At 71.4% G+C, this 19,708-nt stretch carries 18 protein-coding genes and 1 pseudogene; 10 read left to right on the top strand and 9 right to left on the bottom strand.

Going from position 1 to position 19,708, the window contains the following annotated elements:
• Positions 1-162: 162 nt before the first annotated feature.
• Together dnaK and JNK30_RS09920 are read right to left on the bottom strand one after the other, a co-directional pair.
• A pseudogene (gene dnaK, locus JNK30_RS09925) lies at positions 163-2,121 on the bottom strand (molecular chaperone DnaK); the annotation flags it as partial.
• Between the two features lie 148 nt (positions 2,122-2,269).
• On the bottom strand, positions 2,270-2,731 hold the full coding sequence (locus JNK30_RS09920) for a hypothetical protein (RefSeq protein WP_293482076.1): 462 nt from the start codon (positions 2,729-2,731) through the stop codon (positions 2,270-2,272).
• A 132-nt stretch (positions 2,732-2,863) separates the two neighbouring features.
• Here JNK30_RS09920 and JNK30_RS09915 point away from each other — a divergent pair, with 132 nt between their 5' ends.
• A complete protein-coding gene (locus JNK30_RS09915) occupies positions 2,864-3,736 on the top strand; it encodes a dienelactone hydrolase family protein (protein ID WP_293482075.1) in 873 nt (290 codons plus the stop codon).
• Between the two features lie 31 nt (positions 3,737-3,767).
• Here JNK30_RS09915 and JNK30_RS09910 read toward each other — a convergent pair whose 3' ends face one another.
• A complete protein-coding gene (locus JNK30_RS09910) occupies positions 3,768-4,175 on the bottom strand; it encodes a hypothetical protein (protein ID WP_293482074.1) in 408 nt (135 codons plus the stop codon).
• A 141-nt stretch (positions 4,176-4,316) separates the two neighbouring features.
• Between JNK30_RS09910 and JNK30_RS09905 the strand changes: the two genes are divergently transcribed.
• Complete coding sequence (locus JNK30_RS09905) at positions 4,317-6,674, top strand: DNA translocase FtsK (protein WP_293482073.1); 2,358 nt, start codon at positions 4,317-4,319, stop codon at positions 6,672-6,674.
• A 6-nt stretch (positions 6,675-6,680) separates the two neighbouring features.
• Here the strand turns inward: JNK30_RS09905 and JNK30_RS09900 are convergent, their stop codons facing one another.
• Entirely contained in the window at positions 6,681-6,938 is a 258-nt protein-coding gene (locus JNK30_RS09900) for a hypothetical protein (RefSeq protein ID WP_293482072.1), read from the bottom strand.
• 137 nt (positions 6,939-7,075) lie between these two features.
• Between JNK30_RS09900 and JNK30_RS09895 the strand changes: the two genes are divergently transcribed.
• Positions 7,076-7,888 carry a PhzF family phenazine biosynthesis protein gene (locus JNK30_RS09895; RefSeq protein WP_293482071.1) on the top strand — a complete coding sequence of 271 codons (813 nt, stop codon included), beginning with the start codon at positions 7,076-7,078 and terminating at the stop codon, positions 7,886-7,888.
• Between the two features lie 65 nt (positions 7,889-7,953).
• Here the strand turns inward: JNK30_RS09895 and JNK30_RS09890 are convergent, their stop codons facing one another.
• Complete coding sequence (locus JNK30_RS09890; protein WP_293482070.1) at positions 7,954-8,343, bottom strand: hypothetical protein; 390 nt, start codon at positions 8,341-8,343, stop codon at positions 7,954-7,956.
• 125 nt (positions 8,344-8,468) lie between these two features.
• Positions 8,469-10,382 (bottom strand): ATP-binding protein, encoded by a 1,914-nt coding sequence (locus JNK30_RS09885; RefSeq protein ID WP_293482069.1) that lies wholly within the window; start codon positions 10,380-10,382, stop codon positions 8,469-8,471.
• Between the two features lie 230 nt (positions 10,383-10,612).
• Here JNK30_RS09885 and JNK30_RS09880 point away from each other — a divergent pair, with 230 nt between their 5' ends.
• Positions 10,613-10,948 (top strand): hypothetical protein, encoded by a 336-nt coding sequence (locus JNK30_RS09880; RefSeq protein ID WP_293482068.1) that lies wholly within the window; start codon positions 10,613-10,615, stop codon positions 10,946-10,948.
• 85 nt (positions 10,949-11,033) lie between these two features.
• Positions 11,034-11,492, top strand: a complete 459-nt coding sequence (locus tag JNK30_RS09875) for a hypothetical protein (protein WP_293482067.1) — start codon at positions 11,034-11,036, stop codon at positions 11,490-11,492.
• Between the two features lie 46 nt (positions 11,493-11,538).
• Here JNK30_RS09875 and JNK30_RS09870 read toward each other — a convergent pair whose 3' ends face one another.
• Positions 11,539-12,435 carry a DMT family transporter gene (locus tag JNK30_RS09870; protein ID WP_293482066.1) on the bottom strand — a complete coding sequence of 299 codons (897 nt, stop codon included), beginning with the start codon at positions 12,433-12,435 and terminating at the stop codon, positions 11,539-11,541.
• Positions 12,436-12,622: 187 nt separating this feature from the next.
• On the opposite strand from JNK30_RS09870, the gene JNK30_RS09865 reads away from it, so the two are divergent.
• Positions 12,623-13,792, top strand: a complete 1,170-nt coding sequence (locus tag JNK30_RS09865; RefSeq protein ID WP_293482065.1) for a phosphoserine transaminase — start codon at positions 12,623-12,625, stop codon at positions 13,790-13,792.
• A 77-nt stretch (positions 13,793-13,869) separates the two neighbouring features.
• A complete protein-coding gene (gene serA / locus JNK30_RS09860; RefSeq protein ID WP_293482064.1) occupies positions 13,870-15,444 on the top strand; it encodes a phosphoglycerate dehydrogenase in 1,575 nt (524 codons plus the stop codon).
• Here serA and JNK30_RS09855 read toward each other — a convergent pair.
• Together JNK30_RS09855 and JNK30_RS09850 are read right to left on the bottom strand one after the other, a co-directional pair.
• On the bottom strand, positions 15,441-15,704 hold the full coding sequence (locus JNK30_RS09855) for a MoaD/ThiS family protein (RefSeq protein WP_293482063.1): 264 nt from the start codon (positions 15,702-15,704) through the stop codon (positions 15,441-15,443). The two genes, serA and JNK30_RS09855, sit on opposite strands and share 4 nt — an antisense overlap.
• Positions 15,701-16,819 (bottom strand): glycosyl hydrolase, encoded by a 1,119-nt coding sequence (locus JNK30_RS09850; RefSeq protein ID WP_293482062.1) that lies wholly within the window; start codon positions 16,817-16,819, stop codon positions 15,701-15,703. Before JNK30_RS09850 ends, JNK30_RS09855 begins: the two co-directional genes overlap by 4 nt.
• A gap of 149 nt (positions 16,820-16,968) precedes the next feature.
• Between JNK30_RS09850 and JNK30_RS09845 the strand changes: the two genes are divergently transcribed.
• The 3 genes from JNK30_RS09845 to JNK30_RS09835 form a co-directional block, all read left to right on the top strand.
• Positions 16,969-17,763, top strand: a complete 795-nt coding sequence (locus tag JNK30_RS09845; protein ID WP_293482061.1) for a protein imuA — start codon at positions 16,969-16,971, stop codon at positions 17,761-17,763.
• Positions 17,675-19,249, top strand: coding sequence for a DUF6504 family protein (locus JNK30_RS09840; RefSeq protein WP_293482060.1), 1,575 nt, complete (start codon positions 17,675-17,677; stop codon positions 19,247-19,249). Before JNK30_RS09845 ends, JNK30_RS09840 begins: the two co-directional genes overlap by 89 nt.
• A 127-nt stretch (positions 19,250-19,376) precedes the next feature.
• Positions 19,377-19,708: PHP domain-containing protein (locus JNK30_RS09835; protein WP_367118741.1), on the top strand; the 332-nt coding region annotated here is incomplete at its 3' end.

Raw genomic sequence — 19,708 nt, 5'->3', positions numbered from 1 at the left:
ACTGGTGTGAATTGAAGTGGGTGGCCCCCCGCCCGGCTGCAAGGCTTAGCAAGACCGAGCGGGCGGGGGAACCTGTTGCTTCAGCAACCGCGAAGGCGGCGGCGACGACCCCAATGACGCCTTCATGCCGTGAGGCAGGTCCGGACGCCATGGGGCGCGTTGTCACGCCGACTTCTTGCCGTCGCCGTCGACTTCCTCGAACTCCGCGTCGACCACGTCGTCAGAGGAGCCGCCCTGGGACGAGGCGCCGTCGGCGCTGCCGCCGTCGTCGCCCTGCTGGGCCTTGTACATGGCCTCGCCCAGCTTCATCGAAGCCTGGATGAGGGTCTGGGTCTTCGCCGAGATCGCCTCGGCGTCGCCGCCCTCCAGCGAGCCCTTCAGGTCGTCGAGCGCCGACTGGATGGCGGACCGGTCGGCCTCGCCCACCTTGTCGCCATGCTCGGCGAGCGCCTTCTCGGTCGAGTGGATGACCGCGTCGGCCTGGTTCTTGGCCTCGACGGCCGCCCTGCGCTTCTCGTCGTCGGCCTTGTTGGACTCGGCTTCCTTGACCATGGCCTCGATGTCCGAATCCGAGAGGCCGCCGTTGGCCTGGATGCGGATCGACTGCTCCTTGCTGGTCGCCTTGTCGCGGGCGGTGACGTGGACGATGCCGTTGGCGTCGATGTCGAAGGTGACCTCGACCTGCGGCACGCCGCGCGGGGCAGGCGGGATGCCGACCAGATCGAACTGGCCCAGCAGCTTGTTGTCCTGCGCCATCGGGCGTTCGCCCTGGAAGACCCGGATCGTCACGGCCGACTGGTTGTCGTCCGCGGTCGAGAAGGTCTGGCTGCGCTTGGTGGGGATCGTGGTGTTGCGCTCGATCAGGGGGGTGAACACGCCGCCCAGCGTCTCGATGCCCAGCGTCAGCGGGGTCACGTCGAGCAGCAGCACGTCCTTGACGTCGCCGGCCAGGACGCCCGCCTGCACGGCGGCGCCCAGCGCCACGACCTCGTCGGGGTTCACGCCCTTGTGCGGCTCGCGCCCGAAGAACGCCTTCACCGTCTCCACGACCTTGGGCATGCGGGTCATGCCGCCGACCAGGATCACCTCGTCGATGTCGGACTTCTTCAGGCCCGCGTCCTTCAGCGCCTGCTCGCAGGGGCCGACGGTCTTCTGGATCAGGTCCTCGACGAGCGCCTCGAGCTTGGCGCGCGACAGCTTGATGTTGAGGTGCAGCGGACCCGAGGCGTTCATGCTGATGAAGGGCAGGTTCACCTCGTACTGGGTGACGCTGGACAGCTCTTTCTTCGCCTTCTCGGCCTCTTCCTTCAGGCGCTGGAGGGCCAGCTTGTCCTTCCGCAGGTCGACCGACTGCTCCTTCTTGAACTCGTCGGCCAGGTAGTCGACGAGCCGCAGGTCGAAGTCCTCGCCGCCCAGGAAGGTGTCGCCGTTGGTCGACTTCACCTCGAAGACGCCGTCGCCGATCTCCAGGATCGAGACGTCGAAGGTGCCGCCGCCCAGGTCGTAGACCGCGATCTTCTTGCCGTCGTTCTTCTCGAGGCCGTAGGCCAGCGCGGCCGCCGTCGGCTCGTTGATGATGCGCAGGACTTCCAGGCCGGCGATCTTGCCGGCGTCCTTGGTGGCCTGGCGCTGAGCGTCGTTGAAGTAGGCCGGGACGGTGATCACCGCCTTCTCGACCTTCTCGCCGAGGTGCTGCTCGGCGGCTTCCTTCATCTTCTGCAGGATGAAAGCCGACACCTGCTGGGGCGAGTAGTCCTTGCCCTGGGCCTTGACCCACGCGTCGCCGGTCGGACCCTTGACGATGTCATAGGGCACCATCCCCTTGTCCTTCGACACCACGGGGTCGTCGAAGTTGCGGCCGATCAGGCGCTTGATCGCGAAGAGGGTGTTGGAGGGGTTGGTGACCGCCTGGCGCTTGGCGGGCTGGCCCACGAGGCGCTCGCCGTCATCCTGGAAGGCGACCACCGAGGGCGTGGTCCGCGCGCCTTCGGCGTTCTCGATCACTTTCGGCGTCTTGCCGTCCATGATGGCCACGCACGAATTGGTCGTGCCGAGGTCGATGCCGATAATCTTGCTCATCAGTCGTCTGCTCGCTCCTGTTGGCGGACGCCGCGGGTGGGCCTTCTGATGAAGCGCCCGAGAATAGCGACGCCCCCGGTTCGACTACGTCCCGTCCGGCCCTGCTTCGGGCGAAGGCCGGTGTCGAGAGCGGATATGGGGAAACTCGGGGGCCCTGCAAGGGCAAAGCCCCAATCTCGACAGGGGCTTGTCATGCGACGCCCCGCCAGTTCGCGGCGGCTGCGGCGTAGAGCTCGGCCGGGTGCGGCGTCTCGCCGCCCCGCGAGGCGATGAAGGCGTGCTCCACGACCATGGCCTGTTGCTCGATGTTCAGCCGCGCGAACGCCGGCCCGCGCTCCAGGTCGTAGGCGTAGGCCGCCGCGCCGTCGCCCGCCTTGATCTTCGCCAAGAGCAGCACCACGCCCCGCTGCGCCTGCCAGACGTGCGTGAGCTCGTGGACGAACACGGCCTGCCGGCGGAGCGGCTCGTCGGTGAAGTCGAGGGGCGCCGTGGCGGCCGGCCACACCACCAGCCGCGTCCCCGTCACGAACGCGCGGTTCCAGGCGGGCAGCGCGAGGATCCTCACGCGGTCCGTATCCAGCGCCTCGCCGAACACCTCCGCGCCGAGCGCCCGCTCGCCGGCGGTGAGGCGGCGGACGGCCAGGGGTTTCATGCGCAGGCTCATGGCGGTCGGCCTTGATGTTCGACGTCGAAACCCATCAACTCCCGGCGGGCCCCTGATGGCCCTGCGTGGTCCGGGCCGCCGACCGGCGCCGGCGACGGCCCCAATGCTGGAGGAAACGCCATGGTCACCCTAACCCGCCCGGACGGCACGCGCCCCGAGGACCTGCACCTGTCGCGCCGCGGCCTGACCCTGGCGCTGACCGGCGGCTACGCCGTCGCCGCCTGGTCCGCCCAGGCGGAGCCGATCAGGACCGACGGGACGAACCTCGTGCAGAGCGAGCTGACGATCAAGGCGGCCGATCGCGAGATCCCCGCCTTCGTCGCCCGTCCCGCCCGCAACGGACGGTTCCCCTGCGTGGTGCTGATCTCGGAGGTGTTCGGGCTGCACGAGTACATCCGCGACACCTGCCGGCGCCTCGCCAAGGCCGGCTATGTGGTGATCGCGCCCGACTTCTTCGTCCGCGCGGGCGATCCGTCGAAGCTCACCGACTTCCCCGCGATCATGAAGATCGTGGCCACCGCCACGGACGCCCAGGTGACCGGCGACATCAAGGCCGCGCTCGACTGGCTCAAGGCGCAGTCCTTCGCGGACGCGAAGCGGGTGGCCGTCACCGGCTACTGCTGGGGCGGCGCGGTGACCTGGGAGGCCTGCGCCCGCTTCGCCGAGTTCAGGTGCGGCGTCGCGTGGTACGGCCGGCTCACGTCCGGGATGTCGCCGGGGGACGCCTCCAACCGCAATCCGCTCGACCTCGCGCCCGAACTGAAGGCGCCGGTGCTCGGCCTCTACGGCGAGAAGGACAACGGCATCCCGCTCACGGACGTCGAGAAGATGAAGGCGGCGCTCGCGGCCGCGGGCAAGACCGGCAGCGACATCATCGTCTACCCCGGGGCCCAGCACGGATTCCACGCCGACTACCGGCCCTCGTACAACAAGGAGGCGGCCGAGGACGCCTGGGGCAAGATGCTGGCCTTCTTCAAGAAGAACGGCGTGTAGGCGCGCGGGCGGCGGAGCGGCGCTGCGCCGCCTAGAACACCGGCTCTTCCACCTTCGGCGGCGGCGTCGGCGCGGGCGCCGCCTCGACCACCGCGGGCGGCGGCGCGGGCGTCACGGCCGCCGCGGCTTCCGGGCCGGCCGGAGCGCCCTTCTCGGCCTCGGCCTTGGCCAGGGCGGCGGCTTCGGCCTTGGCCTTCTCCTCGGCCTCGAGCGCGGCCTGCTCCTCGGGCGTGAGCTCCTCGGGCGTCGGCGCGCCGCCGATCCTCTCGTCGATGAGCGGCGTGGCCTCCTGGGCCTGCAGCACGGCCGCGCTCTTGCCCACGGGACCGTCGCCGGGCAGGCGGCCGCGGGCCGGCGCGGTGAACACGCCCAGCGCGAAGGCGCCGAGGCACGCCACGACGAGGGCGGTCGCCACGAGCTGCAGGACGGGACGGGGCATCGACCAGGACATGGCGCGGACCCTAATGCGCCGGCCCGCCATGCGGAAGCCCGTCCGGCCGCGGCGCGATCACGGTAAACGCGCGATTAACGGTCGCGGCGGCAGAAAGGGGTGTTCGGCAGTTCGGAGCGTGGGGATTCGATGGCGCGGGTGGCGCGAAAGACCGGCTGGGAGCTGGCGCTCCACATCGGCAGTCTCACCTGGCGGCATCCCGCGACCGCGCGCCTTCGCGGCGGCGTGACCGCGGCGTTCGGCGTGGCCCTGGCCGCGGCCTTCGCCACCTACAACGCGGCGGATCCGAGCCTGAACGCCGCAAGCCCCCTTCAGCCGACGAACGCCCTCGGCGGCGGCGGCGCGGTGCTGGCCGACATCGGAGTGCAGTCGCTGGGCGTGGCCGCCGGCCTGCTGGCGCTCCTGATCGTGACGGTCGGCCTGTCCCGCGTCGCCGATCCGGACCCCGACGCCTCGCGCGCCCGCTTGCGCCTGCGCGCCGCCATCGGGACCCTCGGCGTGCTGATGCTGGCCGGCGCGCTGGCCTGGGCGCCGGTCCCGGCCGCCTGGCCGCTGGCCAAGGGGCTGGGCGGGTTCTGGGGCGACTCGCTCCTGGCCGGCCTGTCGGGCCTGATCGGCTACGCCCGGATTCCCCAGGGCGGCCTCATCGCGGGACTGGTCCTGAGCCTCGCCGGGGCCGTGGCCTACGGCTACAGCCTGGGCCTTTCCCGACTGGACGCGCGCGGGGTCGCCGACTGGCTCTCGCACGCGCTCACCCCCAAGCCGAAGCTGAAGGCGGCCCGTCCCGAGCCGTCGGCGGCCGCCAAGGTGGCCCGCCGCGACCGCGCCGCGGCTCCGCCGGTCGTTCCCGAAGCGGCGGCCGACGACGAGCCCGAGGCCGCCGCGGATGCGCCCACCCTCACCGTCAAGGCCCCGAAGGCCCCGCCCAAGGAGAGCGCCCGCGAGGTCAAGGAGGCGCAGGCCACCTTCGCCTTCGCCCAGGAGGGCGGCTTCCAGCTGCCCGAGTTGTCCATGCTCACCAAGGCGCCCGCCCGCGCCGCGCAGTACGACGAGGGCGCCCTGCGCCAGAACGCCCAGCTGCTCGAGAGCGTGCTGGCCGAGTTCGGCGTCCGCGGCCAGGTGGACCAGATCCGGCCCGGCCCCGTGGTCACGCTCTACGAGCTGGTTCCTGCCGCCGGCGTGAAGTCGGCCCGCGTCGTGGCGCTCGCCGACGACATCGCGCGCTCCATGAGCGTCGCCGCCTGCCGCGTCTCGGTGGTCTCCGGGCGCAACGCCATCGGGATCGAGCTGCCGAACCAGCGGCGCGAGACGGTCTACCTGCGCGAGCTCCTGGCCGCGCCCGAGTACGAGCGCGGCGGCCAGGTGGTGCCGGTGGTGCTGGGCGAGACGATCGGCGGCGAGCCCTACATCGCCGACCTCGCCAAGATGCCCCACCTGCTGATCGCGGGGACCACCGGCTCGGGCAAGTCGGTGGGCGTCAACGCCATGATCCTGTCGATCCTCTACCGGCTGCCGCCCGAGCAGTGCCGGCTGATCATGATCGATCCCAAGATGCTGGAGCTGTCGGTCTACGACGGCATCCCGCACCTGCTGGCGCCCGTCGTCACCGATCCCAAGAAGGCCATCGTCGCGCTGAAGTGGACCGTGCGCGAGATGGAGGACCGCTACCGCCGCATGTCGAAGATCGGCGTGCGCAACATCGCCTCGTTCAACGAGCGGGCCCGCGAGGCCATCGCCAAGGGCGAGCATTTCGAGCGCACGGTGCAGACCGGGTTCGACGACGCCGGCCGGCCCATCTTCGAGAGCGAGAAGATCCGGCCCGAGCCGATGCCGTACCTCGTGGTCATCATCGACGAGGTGGCCGACCTGATGATGGTGGCCGGCAAGGACATCGAAGGCGCCGTCCAGCGCCTGGCGCAGATGGCGCGCGCGGCCGGCATCCACCTGATCATGGCCACCCAGCGCCCCTCCGTGGACGTGATCACCGGCACCATCAAGGCCAACTTCCCGACGCGGATCAGCTTCCAGGTCACCTCGAAGATCGACAGCCGGACCATCCTGGGCGAGCAGGGCGCCGAGCAACTGCTGGGCCAGGGCGACATGCTCTACATGGCCGGCGGCGGCCGCATCACGCGCCTGCACGGCCCGTTCGTGTCGGACGGCGAGGTCGAGGCCGTGGCCAGGTTCCTGCGCGACCAGGGCCAGCCCGCTTACCTCGACGAGGTCACCGCCGGCGGCGACGACGAGGACGGCGACGGCGACGGGGGCGGTTACGGCGGCGGCGACGGGGACGGCAACGACCTCTACGACCGGGCGGTCGCCGTGGTCACCCGCGACGGCAAGGCCTCGACCAGCTACATCCAGCGCCGCCTGCAGATCGGCTACAACCGCGCCGCCTCGCTCATCGAGCGCATGGAGCAGGAAGGCGTCGTCGGCCCCGCGAACCACGCCGGCAAGCGCGAAATCCTGGTCTCGGCGGCGCCGTAGCCGGAATCAGCTGCGGCGGCGCCCGCCGGGCCTGTGGCCGCGCGTCAGCGGGTCGGGCCGCTTCGGCAGGCCCTGTCGCCGGTCGGCGGCGGCATAGCGTTCCTGGCTGGATCCGAGTCCCATCTTCCCCGGCGCCTGCTCGCGCAGGGCGGAATCGCCGCTGCGGAGCCGTCCGATCGCCTCGCGCAGCAGCTCGGCCGTCTCCACGTCGCCGGCCGCCTCGGCCTCGGCGGCGCGCCGTTCCAGGTCTTCGATCGTGTCCATGGGCATGTAACGGCCTCGAGCCCCTGAGGGTGCGCGACGGGCCGGGCGGCTGCGGCCCGGTCCGGCGGCGCGGAACTGGCCCTTGCCGAGGCGCGGCCGCCGCCGCAAGTGCGAGGCGCCAACCGAAGGAGGCCCCCGTGCGCCAGTGGACCGCCGACGCCTTTGCGTCCGCCCCGTTTCGCGGCAACCCCGCCTGCGTGGTCGAGCCCTTCGAGGCCTGGCCCGACCCGGCCTGGATGCAGGCGCTCGCGGCCGAGAACAACCAGGCCGAAACGGCGTTCCTGCTGCGGACGCCGGATCCGGCGCGCTTCGGTCTGCGCTGGTTCACGCCGCTTCTGGAGGTGCCGCTCTGCGGGCACGCGACGCTGGCGTCCGGGCATGTGCTGCTGGCCGAACTGGGCCTGACGGCGGACCGCCTCGTCTTCGACACGGCTTCGGGGCCGCTGACGGTCGCCCGCCGGGGCGACGGCTACGAGATGGACTTTCCGGCCCAGCCGCCGGTGCGGACCGACGTCCCGGACGGCCTGTCCGAGGCGCTGGGCGCCACGCCAGCGGAGGTCTGGGCGGGTCCGTATCTCGTCGCGGTGTTCGACGAGGAAGCGACGGTGCGGGGCCTCAGACCCGACCTGGCGGCGCTGAATGCCGTCTCGAGCGCGGCCACCGGCGGACGCGGCAACGTGGGCGTGGCGGCGGTCGCCGGCAAGGACGCCCCGTACGATGTCGTCGACCGCTTCTTTGCCCCTGGCTCAGGAATCCCCGAGGACCCCGCGACGGGGTCGCTGCACTGCATCCTGAGCCCGCTGTTCTCCACCCGCCTGGGGCGGGCGACGGTTCGCTTCCACCAGGCCTACCCGGGTCGCGGCGGAGACCTGCAGTGTGAGCATCGCGGAGACCGCGTGCTGATCCGCGGGCGCGCCGTGACGGTGGTCGAGAGCCGGCTGCGGCTCTGATGCGAAAAGGCGCCCCCGGGGGTCCGGGGGCGCCTTCCTTGGGCTAGAACAACGCTGCCGCGCGATTAGCGGCGCGAGTAGTTGCGACGGTCGGTGTCGCTGCGCGCCAGCTGGATCTGACGCTCCAGCCGGTCGAAGCGGCGGTCGAGGTCCGACCGTTCCCAGTTCGAGAGGCCGTTGTAGCGGTAGCGGGCCTCCAGCCGCGCGACCTCGTTGAACTCGGCCTGCAGGCGGCGGGCTTCCCAGCGCGTCAGGCTGCCGAGGCGGACGCCGCGCTCGATCGAGTTCTGCAGGTGGTTCTGCCGCTTGTTCAGGTTGTAGTCGCCGCGGTCCGCGCCGTAGCGGTCCGCCTCGTAGCGGTGATGGTCGCGGCCGTACGGCTGCGCGGCGGCGGGGGCGGCGACCGTGGCGACGGCGGCGGCGGCGGCCAGGGCGGTGAGAGCGATCGTCTTCATGTTTCGGGTCCTCCGATCCGTGGTCGGCTGAGGAGCCGGCCTTCGATGGAGCCAAAAGAACACGGACCGCCTGAAGTGGTTCTGAGCCGCGCGGTTGGCTCAGGTTCACCTAGATGACGAGCCTGTCAGGCGGCGACGCCGGCCTGGCTGGGGGACACGCCGTCGGTGGCGGCGGCGTTCAGGACGCAGGAAATGGCGTCGTACAGCTTGGCGATCTCGATGGGCTTGGCGACGTGCGCGTCCATGCCGACGGCCAGGTACTCCTCGACCTGATGGCTGAGGGCGTTGGCCGTCAGCGCCACGATCGGCGTGCGGCGGCGGCCGCTCGACCGCTCGGCCGCCCGGATGCCGGCGGCTGCGGCGATGCCGTCCATCACCGGCATCTGGATGTCCATCAGGATCAGGTCGTAGGTCCCGGTGCGCCACGCCTCCACGGCTTCCTTGCCGTCGGGAACGATGTGCACCTCGATGCCCAGCGAGCCCAGGACTGCGGCGAGGACCTGCTGGTTGGTCGGGTTGTCCTCGGCCGCGAGGATGCGGAGGTTGGCGTCTTCGGAGCCCGGTCCGGAGTCGGACGCCTGGGACGCCGCCGGTCCGCCGCGCGCCAGCGGCGCCTCGACGATGAACGTCGAGCCGTGGCCTTCCTGGCTCTCCACCTCGATGGAGCCGCCCATCATCTGGGTCAGCTCGCGGCAGATCGCGAGGCCGAGGCCTGTGCCGCCGAAGCGGCGGGTGGCGGAGTTGTCGGCCTGGGTGAACTTCTCGAACAGGTTGGGCAGCTTCTCGGGCGAGATGCCGACGCCGGTGTCCTTGACCGTCAGCCTGAGGCCGCCCGACGCCGCCACGTCGACCTGGAGCGACACGGCGCCGGACGGGGTGAACTTCACGGCGTTGGACAGCAGGTTGCCCATGATCTGCCGCAGGCGGTCGGCGTCGCCGCGCCACCAGCCCTTCGCGCCGTCGGCGACCTCGACCTGGAAGTCCAGGCTCTTGGCCTCGGCCATCACGACGAAGTTGTCGCGCACGGCGTCCACGGCGGCCTCGATATCGAAATCCTCTTCGAACAGCGTGAGCTTGCCGGCCTCGATCTTGGACAGGTCGAGGACGTCGTTCAGCACCGCGAGGAGAAGGCCGCCGGACCGGCGGATCACGTCGAGGCGGTCGCGCTGCACGGGCGCCAGGTCGCCCATCGACATGACCTCGGCCATGGCCAGAACGCCGTTCAGCGGCGTGCGGATCTCGTGGCTCATGTTGGCCAGGAACTGCGTCTTCAGCACATTGGCGGCGTTGGCGGCGTCTCGCGCCACCTCCAGCTCGCGCATGGCGGCCTTGAGGTCGTCCTCCCGCTCGGCGAGCTTCGCCAGAAGGTGGTTGAAGCTCTCGGTGAGGCTCTGGAACAGCTCGTCCGAGGCGTCGACCGGGACGGGCGTGAAGCTGCCGGTCGCCGCCACCTCGTGCATGCCCTGCGAGAGCGCCTGGACCGGGCGAATGACGTTGTGCGCGAGGCTTCGCGCAAGGAACAGGGCCACGCCGACGCCGCCGAACAGCAGGACGAACGTCAGCGCGATGAACTGCGGCAGCATGGGCGCCAGGGACGGCTGCTCGACGGTCACGCTGACCTGCCCCGCAGGCTTGCCCGCGAGCGTCACCGTGCGCGTGATGACCTCCGTGGCGCCGCCCTCGGGGGGCGGGCGGGTGGCGATCGCCGCGAGCCGGCGGCCTTCCGCGTCCACGACGGTGGCCGAGATCACGTCCTTGCTGACTTTCAGGGTCGCAAGCGCGGCCGCCAGCGCCCGCGGGTCAGGCGAGGCGACCGACGGCGCGGCCACCTGAGCCGTGATCTCGGCGAGTTCCTCGTGGAAGCGATGCGACTGCGTGCGGGCCACGGCCCACTGCTGCAGCATGAAGGTCAGGCACGCCGCCACGAGCACCACCACGGTGGTGATGAGCCCGACCCCGGCGACACGGGCATGGAACGTCGCCGTGGGCGCGGCGGCGCGCTCGGCGCTATCGTTCGGGTTGTCCCAGAGGCCCGGCATGACGCGCCCGTCTTAGCGCGCCGAGTCCTAACGCTTCGCTTCCGTGGGCCAAACTGCAACCCAGCGTGGGCGCCGCCCCGCCCCGCCAATGGCGGCAAAGCTGTGCCATTTCGGCCACGGCACAACCCTGTGCGGGCAAAATTATGGTTAACAACCACTGAATCGGTTGCGTGTGCGGTAACCTCTGCTTTACCTTAACGGGTGTCGGGTCAACTCTAGGGGTGCAATCAATGGAAAAGGTCTTCGTGGCCCAGCGTGTGGCCAAGAAGCTGTTCACCACCGAAGCGGCGGTGGACGGTGCTATGGTTGAGGCCGCCGAGCTGCTCAGCGAAATGCTGAAGGCCCGCAAGGACGTGAACGCGTCGCTGGTCTTCGCCGACGACGTGCAGGTCAAGATGATGGAAGCCATCAAGGCGCTGAGCGAAGCTCGCACGGCCATGGTCGCTGTCCACACCGAGCTCAACGAGGCCAAGCTCCGCCTCGGCATCCGCACGAAGATGGACAACATGGAAAAGCCGCCGCAAGCGGTCGACCACTCCGTCACGACCATGCGCGAGGTCGGCTGATCGGCCGCTAGGCCGGTCGCTCGACCGATCGTTGCAAGACTTTAACTGGTTGGGCGCCCCTGGTGTGCATTAGGGGCGCTTGATCATGTCCGGGCATCTGCTCTACCTGGCCCTTCAGGCTTTCTCGGTTTTCGCCGGGATCTTCGCCTTCTGGAAGGGCGGCGCCGCCGAACGCCTGGCCGCAGGCGTCGTGATCGTCAACGTAGCCGTCGGCTATCTCGCCGGCCGGCACCTCGCCGACCTCGGGGAGGTCGTCCGCCTGGGCAACGACGGCCTGGCCGCGCTGGCCCTGCTGGCGATCACCCTCCGCTTCGGCGCGCCCTGGATGGGCGGCGCCATGCTCTTCTACGCCGCGCAGTTCGCCCTGCATTCCTACCTGATCGTGATGGAGCGGCCGGTCGACTACTGGATCGCGCTCATCAACAACATCAACTGGAACGGGGTCGTGTGGTGCCTGATCATCGGCACGGCGACCTCCTGGCGCGCGCGCGTCCGGCGCGCCCGCGCACGCTCGACCCAGCTGGCGCAGCAGGAAGCGGCCTGACGCCGCCCGCGGAGGACGGCGCGGGGACGTGGGCCGCGCTCCGCACTCACGACCGCGCCGGCCACCGTGGCGTCATCGTCGCCAGCGCGACGCCCAGAAGGATCAGGCCCAGCGCCACGAACGCCGGCCATCCGGGCCGCTCGCCCAGCATCGCCATCCCCAGGGCCGTGGCGATGCAGGGGGCGAGATAGATCGACATCGACATGAACAGCGGCCCTCGCCGCTGGACGAGGAACACGTAGCCGATGTTCGAAAGGCCGGTCGACACCGCGCCCAGGACGAGCACGGCGGCCAGCGACGGCGTCGGGATGGGCCAGGCCGGCGGCGCCTCGAACGCCGCCGCCAGGCCGATGGCGACCACGAACGCCCACCCCACCATCATCAGCGCGCCCACCGAGGCCGACACATGCGGCGCCGTGCGCGTGGCCACGTTGGCGATCGCGTACAGCAGCGATCCGAACAGCGCCGCCGACAGCGCCAGCGCCTCGACGGACGCGCCCGCCGCGAGGCGCGGCGCGACCAGGGCCACGAGGCCCGCGAAGCCGATCGCGATCCCCAGCGTCTTGCTCGGCGTCAGGCGATCGCCCGCCAGGAAGATGTGGGCGAGCACGCCGGTGAAGATGGGCGAGGCGCCGTTGCAGATGGCCACCACCGCGCTGGGCGTGCGCTGCGACGCATAGGCGAAGAAGCCCAGCGGGATCGCCATGCCGACCGCGCCCAGGAACAGGTAGGCCCGCCAGGCCGGGTGCCGGAGCGGCGGCAACCGATCGCCCTTCACGACCAGGGCCACGGCGAGCGTCAGCGTCGCCACGCCCGTGCGGATGGCCGACGTCCAGAGCGGATCGATGTGCTCGGTCGCCACCTTCAGGAAGGCGAAGCCGGACCCCCAGATGGCCACGAGCAGGGCCATCACCGCCCAGTCGAAGCCCGCGCGCGATTGCATGCCGGCTTGGATCACATCGTCGCAGCCGCCGCCACCCCGCCGCGGGCGGCGCTGGGCGCAAATGGCCGCGCTTCAGGTTTCGTGAACGAACTTTCGCTTGCGCCGCGGCGCAAACCGAGGCTTTTGGCCCGCGGGCCACGCCCTCCCAACGGGGCGCTGCCTATCTGCGAGGATAGGAGACATCGCTGTGAACACCCTGCCGAAGCCGGCCATGCGCCCGGCTCGCCCTGAATTTTCGTCCGGCCCGTGCGCCAAGCGCCCCGGATGGAACCCCGAAACGCTCGCCAACGCCGTCCTCGGCCGATCGCACCGGTCGAAGCTGGGCAAGGCGCGCCTGAAGGAAGCGATCGACCGCACGCGCGCCGTGCTGCAGGTCCCGGACGACTTCCTGATCGGCATCGTGCCCGGCTCCGACACCGGCGCCGTCGAGATGGCCATGTGGTCGATGCTGGGGCCGAAGCCGGTCCAGCTCCTGGCCTTCGAGAGCTTCGGCAAGGACTGGGTGACCGACGTCACCAAGCAGCTCAAGATCGAGGCCGAGGTCCTGTCCGCGCCGTACGGCCGGCTGCCCGACCTGGCCAAGGTGCGCAGGGACGCCGACCTGGTCTTCACCTGGAACGGCACCACCTCGGGCGTCCGCGTGCCGAACGCCGACTTCATCGCGGCCGACCGCGAGGGGATCGTCATCTGCGACGCCACCTCGGCGGCGTTCGCCCAGGCGCTCGACTGGGCCAAGCTCGATGTGGTGACCTTCTCCTGGCAGAAGGCCCTGGGCGGGGAAGGCGCGCACGGCGTCCTGATCCTGGGCCCGCGCGCGGTCGAGCGGCTGGAGAGCTACACGCCGGCGTGGCCGATGCCGAAGCTCTTCCGCATGACCAAGGGCGGCAAGGTCAACCTCGAGATCTTCGAGGGCTCGACCATCAACACGCCGTCCATGCTGTGCGTCGAGGACGCCGTCGACGCCCTGAAGTGGGCCGAGGCGATCGGCGGCCTGGCCGAGATGCGCCGCCGCGCCGACGCGAACCTGGCGATCCTGGCCGACTGGGTGGCCAAGACCCCCTGGGTGGAGTTCCTGCCCGAGGATCCGGCCACGCGGTCCAACACCTCGGTGTGCCTGAAGGTCGTGGATCCCCGGATCGCCGGCCTCTCGGACGACGCCCAGGCCGACTTCGCCAAGAAGCTGGCCTCGCTGCTCGAGAAGGAGGGCGTCGCCCTCGACATCGGCGGCTACCGCGACGCCCCGCCCGGTCTGCGGATCTGGTGCGGCGCCACGGTCGAGACGTCCGACGTGGACGCGCTCACGCCGTGGCTCGACTGGGCCTTCGCCTCCGTCGCCGCCGAACTCCTCGCCGCCTGAGCCGCCCGCGCGGCCTCCATCCATCGACATCGAGCCTCCCGGCCCGGCCGGGAGCGCGCTTCCACAGGAGCACTCTCATGCCCCGCGTTCTCATCGCCGACAGCCTCAGCCCCGCCGCCGTCGACATCTTCCGCCAGCGCGGCGTCGACACCGACATCAAGACCGGCCTCTCCAAGGAGGAGCTGATCGCCGTCATCGGCGACTACGACGGCCTCGTCGTCCGCTCGGACACCAAGCCCAACAAGGACGTCATCGCCGCCGCCAAGAACCTGAAGGTGATCGGCCGCGCCGGGATCGGCGTCGACAACATCGACATCCCGGCCGCCACCGCCGCCGGCGTCGTGGTGATGAACACCCCGTTCGGAAACTCGATCACTACCGCCGAGCACGCCATCGCCATGATGTTCGCGCTGGCCCGCCAGCTTCCCGCCGCCGACGTCTCCACCCAGGCGGGCAAGTGGGAGAAGAGCCGGTTCATGGGCGTCGAGCTCTACGCCAAGACCCTGGGCCTGATCGGCGCCGGCAACATCGGCGGCATCGTCGCCGACCGCGCGCTGGGCCTGAAGATGAAGGTCATCGCCTACGACCCCTTCCTCTCGGAGGAGCGTGCCGTGGAGATGGGCGTCGAGAAGGTCGAACTGGACGACCTGCTGGCGCGGGCCGACTTCATCACCCTGCACACGCCCCTGACCGACAAGACCCGCAACATCCTGTCGGCCGAGAACATCGCCAAGTGCCGCAAGGGCGTGATGATCATCAACTGCGCCCGCGGCGGCCTCGTCGACGAGGAGGCCCTGCGCGCGGCGCTGGAGAGCGGGCACGTGGGCGGCGCGGCCTTCGACGTCTTCGTGAAGGAGCCGGCGAAGGAGAACGTGCTGTTCGGCGCGCCCAACTTCGTGGCCACCCCGCACCTCGGCGCCTCGACCAACGAGGCCCAGGAGAACGTGGCCCTGCAGGTCGCCGAGCAGATCAGCGACTACCTGCTCACCGGCGCCGTCACCAACGCCCTGAACAGCCCCTCGGTCACCGCCGAGGAGGCGCCGCGCCTGAAGCCGTTCGTGGCGCTGGCCGAGAAGCTGGGCTCGCTGGCCGGGCAGATGCTCGACTACGGGATCAAGGCCGTGGACATCGCCTTCGAGGGCGAGATCTCCAAGCTCAACACCAAGCCCATGAGCGCCGCCGCCCTGGCCGGCGTGATGCGTCCCATGCTGGCCGAGATCAACATGGTCTCGGCGCCGGCGGTGGCGAAGGAGCGGGGCATCACGGTCTCGGAAAGCCGCCAGGAGGACTCGCCGATCTACGAGAGCCTGATGCGGATCACCGTCCAGACCGAGAAGGGCAAGCGCTCGTTCGCGGGCTCGGTCATGGCCGGCGCGCCGCGTATCGTCGAGGTGAAGGGCATGGAGCTCGACGCCCCGTTCCTGCCGCGCATGCTCTATGTGAACAACCTGGACAAGCCGGGCTTCATCGGCGCGCTGGGCGGCCTCCTGGGCGAGGCGGGCGTGAACATCGCCACCTTCAACCTGGGCCGCATCGACGCGGGCGACGACGCGATCGCGCTGGTGGGCGTGGACCAGGAGCCCGACGGCAAGCTACTGGCCAAGATCCAGGGCCTTCCGCACGTGAAGGAAGCCCGCGTCCTGAAGTTCTAGCCGCCGCTGAGGGCGCCGAAGAGCAGGACTTCGGCGCCGGTACCGACCGGTACGTCCATGGTCTTCGCCTCCTCCGGGCCGACGAAGATCCGGACGTGCCGGCGGATGCGGTCCTGCTCGTCCACCACGCGGAACTTCAGGCCGGGAAAGCGCCGGTCCAGGTCGTCCAGCACCTCGGCCACGGACGCCCCCTCGGCCTCCACGCGGGTCGCGCCGTTCGTGTAGGCGATGAGCTGCGAGGGGATGGAGACGCGGATCATGAGCCGGTGGCGACCGTCACCGAGTAGATCTCGGGAAGATGGGCTGCGATCTGCCGCCAGTTCGCGCCCTCGTCGCCGCTCATCCAGATCTCGCCCCCCGTCGTGCCGATGTAGAGCCCCATGGGGTCGCCGCGGTCGCCGCTGAACGCCTGGCGCTTGACGGTGAACCAGCCCTGCTCGGCGGGGAAGCCCCGGTCCTGCCGCTCCCAGGACGCGCCGCCGTCGCGGGTGCGGTAGGCGGCGGGTCGCCCGCCCGGGCTCGTGCGCGGCCAGGCCTCGGTCCCGTCCATCGGCCAGACCCAGGCGGTGTCGCGGTCGCGGGCGTGGGGGATGATGGTGAAGCCGATGTCGCCGACGTCCGGCGGCATGGCTTCGCCGATCCGCGTCCAGCGCTCCCCGGGGCGGTCCAGGCGATAGATCCCGCAATGGTTCTGCTGCCAGATCCGATCGGGGTCGGTGGGCGCGAGCGCGATGTAGTGGCTGTCCTGGCCGAACTCCGGATAGGGGTCGGGCAGGAAGTCGCAGCGGACGTTCTGGTTCAACGGGCGCCAGGTGCGGCCCTGGTCCAGGGTCTCGAGCACGCCGGCCGAGCACGTGGCCAGGTACATGTGCCGCGCGTCGCGGGGGTCGATCACCACCTGGTTGAGGATCGCGCCGTCCGGCGTGCCGCCCTCCGGGGGGAACCATTCCAGGACCATGGGGTGCTGGTTCAGGCCGTCGACGCCCGCCCAGGTGTCGCCGCCGTCCGCGCTGCGGAAGAGGGCCGGCGGGGAGACGCCCGCCCACCAGACGCCGGGCTCGGAAGGGTGTCCGGGCTCCAGCCAGAACGAGTGGTCCACGGAACGCCCGTGCGGTTCGCCCTTCGGGAAGGCCGGCGGCGTCCTGGCCTCGGTCCAGCTCTTCCCGCCGTCGGTCGAGCGCAGGATGGTGGGCCCGAGGTGGCCCGTCGAGGCGGCCATCAGCAGGACGCCGGGATCGCGCGGGTCCTGGACGAAGTGGTTGATGATCTGGCCCAGGAACAGCGGGCCTTCCACGGACCAGGCCGCCCGGTCGCGGCTCTCGTAGATCCAGGCGCCCTTTCGCGTCCCGATCAGCAGTCGAATGGCGTCGGTCATGCGGAACCTCCCACCTCAAGGACGCTCGCGGCGAGCCTAGGCCGACATCCCCCGGACGGGAATCTCGATGACCGCGGCCTCGAACCCGAGCCTTGACTCCGGCGTTCTCAGGCCTAGAACGAAAGTGGAACAAAAGGAGTCCCGAAGCCATGTCCGATTTTCGCGGCCAGAAGCTCGCCGCGATCCGGGCGAAGGTCGCGGCGCTCGAGACGGGCGGGCGCGCGGCGGCCGGCGCGCTGCCTTTCGGAGCGAACGAGATCGACGGCTGCCTGCCGGGCGGCGGCCTCTCGCTGGGGCGCTGGCACGAGATCGTCGGGCCGGGTCTGGAAGCCGAAACCTCCGCGGCGCCGGCGGGGTTCGCGGCCCTGGCGGCGGCTCCGCTCGCCAAGGGCGGCGAGGCGGTCTGGGTCTTCCGGCGCGACGACCTCTGGGCGCCGGGCCTCGACGGTCTGGGCTTTCCGCCCGAGCGCCTGATCCAGGTTTGCGCCCGCGACGAGGCCGAGGTGCTGGCGGTGATGGAGGACGCGCTGGCCACCGCGGGCGTCGCGGCGGTGTTCGGCGAGGTGGAGGCCGTGGACCTGACGGCGGGCCGGCGGCTGCAGCTGGCCTGCGAGCGGCGCGGATCGACGGGCTTCGTCATCAAGCGCCGGCCGTTCGGCGGGCCGGCCAAGGTCGAACGCGCCGGCTCGGTGGCCGCCAGTCGCTGGCGGGTGGCGTCCGCCCCATCGGAACCGCCGCCGGGCGAGTTCGGGCTGGGGGCCCCACGGTTCGAAGTGGCGCTGGAGCGCTGCCGCGGGGGGCGTCCCGGCGCATGGATCCTCGAGGCCGATGCGGCCTATTCCTGGGAGGCAGGCGATGTCGCGCATCCTCTGCGCCTGGTCGCCCGCCTGGGCGATCGCGAACTGGCGCCGGCGCAACCCGCAGACCGTCGCCGCGCGGCCTGACGCGGCCCAGCCCGGCGCCGGCGGGACGTCCTCATCGCCTGCCCCCTTCGCGCTCGTGGAGACGGTGAAGCAGGCGCGCCGGCTGGCGGCCGTGTCCTGCGAGGCCGCGGCGCTGGGACTGCACGTGGGGCAGAAGGCGACCGACGCGGCCGCCCTGGTCCCCGAGCTGCAGGTCGCCGACGCCGAGCCGCAGGCCGACGCCCAGGCTCTGCGCGAGCTGGTCGACTGGTGCGTGCGCTTCTCGCCCGCGGCGGCGGCCGACGCGCCGGACGGGGTCTTCCTCGACATCTCGGGCGTGGCGCATCTCTGGGGCGGCGAAGCCGAGCTGATGGACGACCTCCGGAGCCGCCTGGCGGTCAACGGCCTGCCGTTCCGGCTCGCCATCGCCGACACGCCCGGGGCCGCCTGGGCCCTGGCCCACCATGGCGCCGACGGGACCATCGCGCCGCCGAACGGCCAGGGCGAGCTGCTCGCGCCCCTGCCGCCCCAGGCGCTGCGGCTCGAGCCCGAGGCGGCCGCCCAGATCGCCCGGCTGGGCCTGCGCCGGGTGGGCCAGCTGATGGAGATCCCGCGCGCGCCGCTCGGCCGCCGGTTCGGCCGCCACGTCCTGGAGCGGCTGGACCAGGCCCTGGGCCGCGGCGCCGAGGCGCTGGCCTTCCGCCGCCCGCCGACGCCCTGGGTGGCGCGGCTGGCGTTCTTCGAGCCGATCAGCGCGCCCGAGGACATGGCCCGGGTGACGCAGGACGTGACCGCGAAGCTCTGCGCGCGGCTGGAGCGGGAGGGCCGCGGCGCGCGGCGCTTCGAGGTCGCCTTCCACCGCGTCGACGGCAAGGCGCCGTCCGTGGCCGTGGGCCTGTCGCTGGCGGGCCGTGACGCGAAGCGCATCGCGCGGCTCTTCCAGCCCAAGCTCGAGACGGTCGATCCCGGCTTCGGCGTGGAGTCGGTGACGATCTGCGCCTACGCCGTCGAGGCGGTCTCGGGTCGGCAGGCGCGGCTGGACGCGGGCCAGGACCCCGCGGTCGAGGACGGCCTCGCGCCCCTCGTGGACCGGCTGGTGAACCGCCTCGGCCCCACGCGGGTGTTCCGCGTCCGCCCGCGCGAGAGCCATGTGCCCGAGCTGTCCGCCGGCCGCGACCTGCCCCTGGAGAGGCCCGCCGAGGCCCGGCCCTGGGACCGCGAGACGCCGCGCCCCGTGCGCCTCTTCCGCCAGCCCGAACCGCTGGAGGCCGTGATCGCGCTGACCCCCGACGACCCGCCCAGCCAGTTCCGCTGGCGCGGCCGCCTGCACCGCATCCGACGGGCGGAGGGGCCCGAGCGCATCGCCCAGGAATGGTGGAAGCAGGACATCGGCGACGTCTCGGTCCGCCACGTGCGCGACTACTACCGGGTGGAGGACGCCGAGGGCGGCCGCTTCTGGCTGTTCCGCTCGGGCCTCTACCACGCCGGCGAGCCCGCGAAGTGGTGGCTCCACGGGCTGTTTCCGTGACGCGGCCTCCACATCCTGTCATCCCGGTTTTGGCGCAGCCAAAGACCGGGACCCATGGACTCCGCGGCGGGGGCAGATGCGCGGCCGCGCCTCTGCGCATCCTGGTCCGGCGCCGGCGCGCGGCCCCATGACCGGCTACGTCGAGCTGCAGGCCACCTCGAACTTCTCGTTCCTGCAGGGCGCCTCGCATCCGTGGGAGCTGGTCGTGGGCGCCCAGGCGCTGGGGCTGGACGCGGTGGGAATCTGCGACCGCAACAGCCTGGCCGGCGTCGTGCGCGCCTGGCGACAGCAGGAGGACCTGCGCAAGCAGGGCTCGTCCGTCCGCGCGCTCACCGGCTGCCGCCTCGACTTCGCCGACGGCGCGCCCAGCCTGCTGGTCTATCCGTCCGACCGCGAGGCCTACGGACGGCTCACCCGGCTCCTCACCGCCGGACAGATGCGGTCGGCCAAGGGCGAGTG

Source organism: Phenylobacterium sp., assembly GCF_016793225.1.
In the GTDB taxonomy this organism is placed as follows: Bacteria; Pseudomonadota; Alphaproteobacteria; order Caulobacterales; family Caulobacteraceae; genus Phenylobacterium.
This window is presented reverse-complemented; position numbering and strand designations above follow the sequence as displayed.

Coding starts and splice junctions, on each gene's coding strand:
- JNK30_RS09920 (WP_293482076.1), bottom strand. CDS start 2,731: ATGAAACCCCTGGCCGTCCGCCGCCTCACCGCCGGCGAGCGGGCGCTC.
- JNK30_RS09915 (WP_293482075.1), top strand. CDS start 2,864: ATGGTCACCCTAACCCGCCCGGACGGCACGCGCCCCGAGGACCTGCAC.
- JNK30_RS09910 (WP_293482074.1), bottom strand. CDS start 4,175: ATGCCCCGTCCCGTCCTGCAGCTCGTGGCGACCGCCCTCGTCGTGGCG.
- JNK30_RS09905 (WP_293482073.1), top strand. CDS start 4,317: ATGGCGCGGGTGGCGCGAAAGACCGGCTGGGAGCTGGCGCTCCACATC.
- JNK30_RS09900 (WP_293482072.1), bottom strand. CDS start 6,938: ATGGACACGATCGAAGACCTGGAACGGCGCGCCGCCGAGGCCGAGGCG.
- JNK30_RS09890 (WP_293482070.1), bottom strand. CDS start 8,343: ATGAAGACGATCGCTCTCACCGCCCTGGCCGCCGCCGCCGCCGTCGCC.
- JNK30_RS09885 (WP_293482069.1), bottom strand. CDS start 10,382: ATGCCGGGCCTCTGGGACAACCCGAACGATAGCGCCGAGCGCGCCGCC.
- JNK30_RS09880 (WP_293482068.1), top strand. CDS start 10,613: ATGGAAAAGGTCTTCGTGGCCCAGCGTGTGGCCAAGAAGCTGTTCACC.
- JNK30_RS09875 (WP_293482067.1), top strand. CDS start 11,034: ATGTCCGGGCATCTGCTCTACCTGGCCCTTCAGGCTTTCTCGGTTTTC.
- JNK30_RS09870 (WP_293482066.1), bottom strand. CDS start 12,435: ATGCAATCGCGCGCGGGCTTCGACTGGGCGGTGATGGCCCTGCTCGTG.
- serA (WP_293482064.1), top strand. CDS start 13,870: ATGCCCCGCGTTCTCATCGCCGACAGCCTCAGCCCCGCCGCCGTCGAC.
- JNK30_RS09855 (WP_293482063.1), bottom strand. CDS start 15,704: ATGATCCGCGTCTCCATCCCCTCGCAGCTCATCGCCTACACGAACGGC.
- JNK30_RS09850 (WP_293482062.1), bottom strand. CDS start 16,819: ATGACCGACGCCATTCGACTGCTGATCGGGACGCGAAAGGGCGCCTGG.
- JNK30_RS09845 (WP_293482061.1), top strand. CDS start 16,969: ATGTCCGATTTTCGCGGCCAGAAGCTCGCCGCGATCCGGGCGAAGGTC.
- JNK30_RS09840 (WP_293482060.1), top strand. CDS start 17,675: ATGTCGCGCATCCTCTGCGCCTGGTCGCCCGCCTGGGCGATCGCGAAC.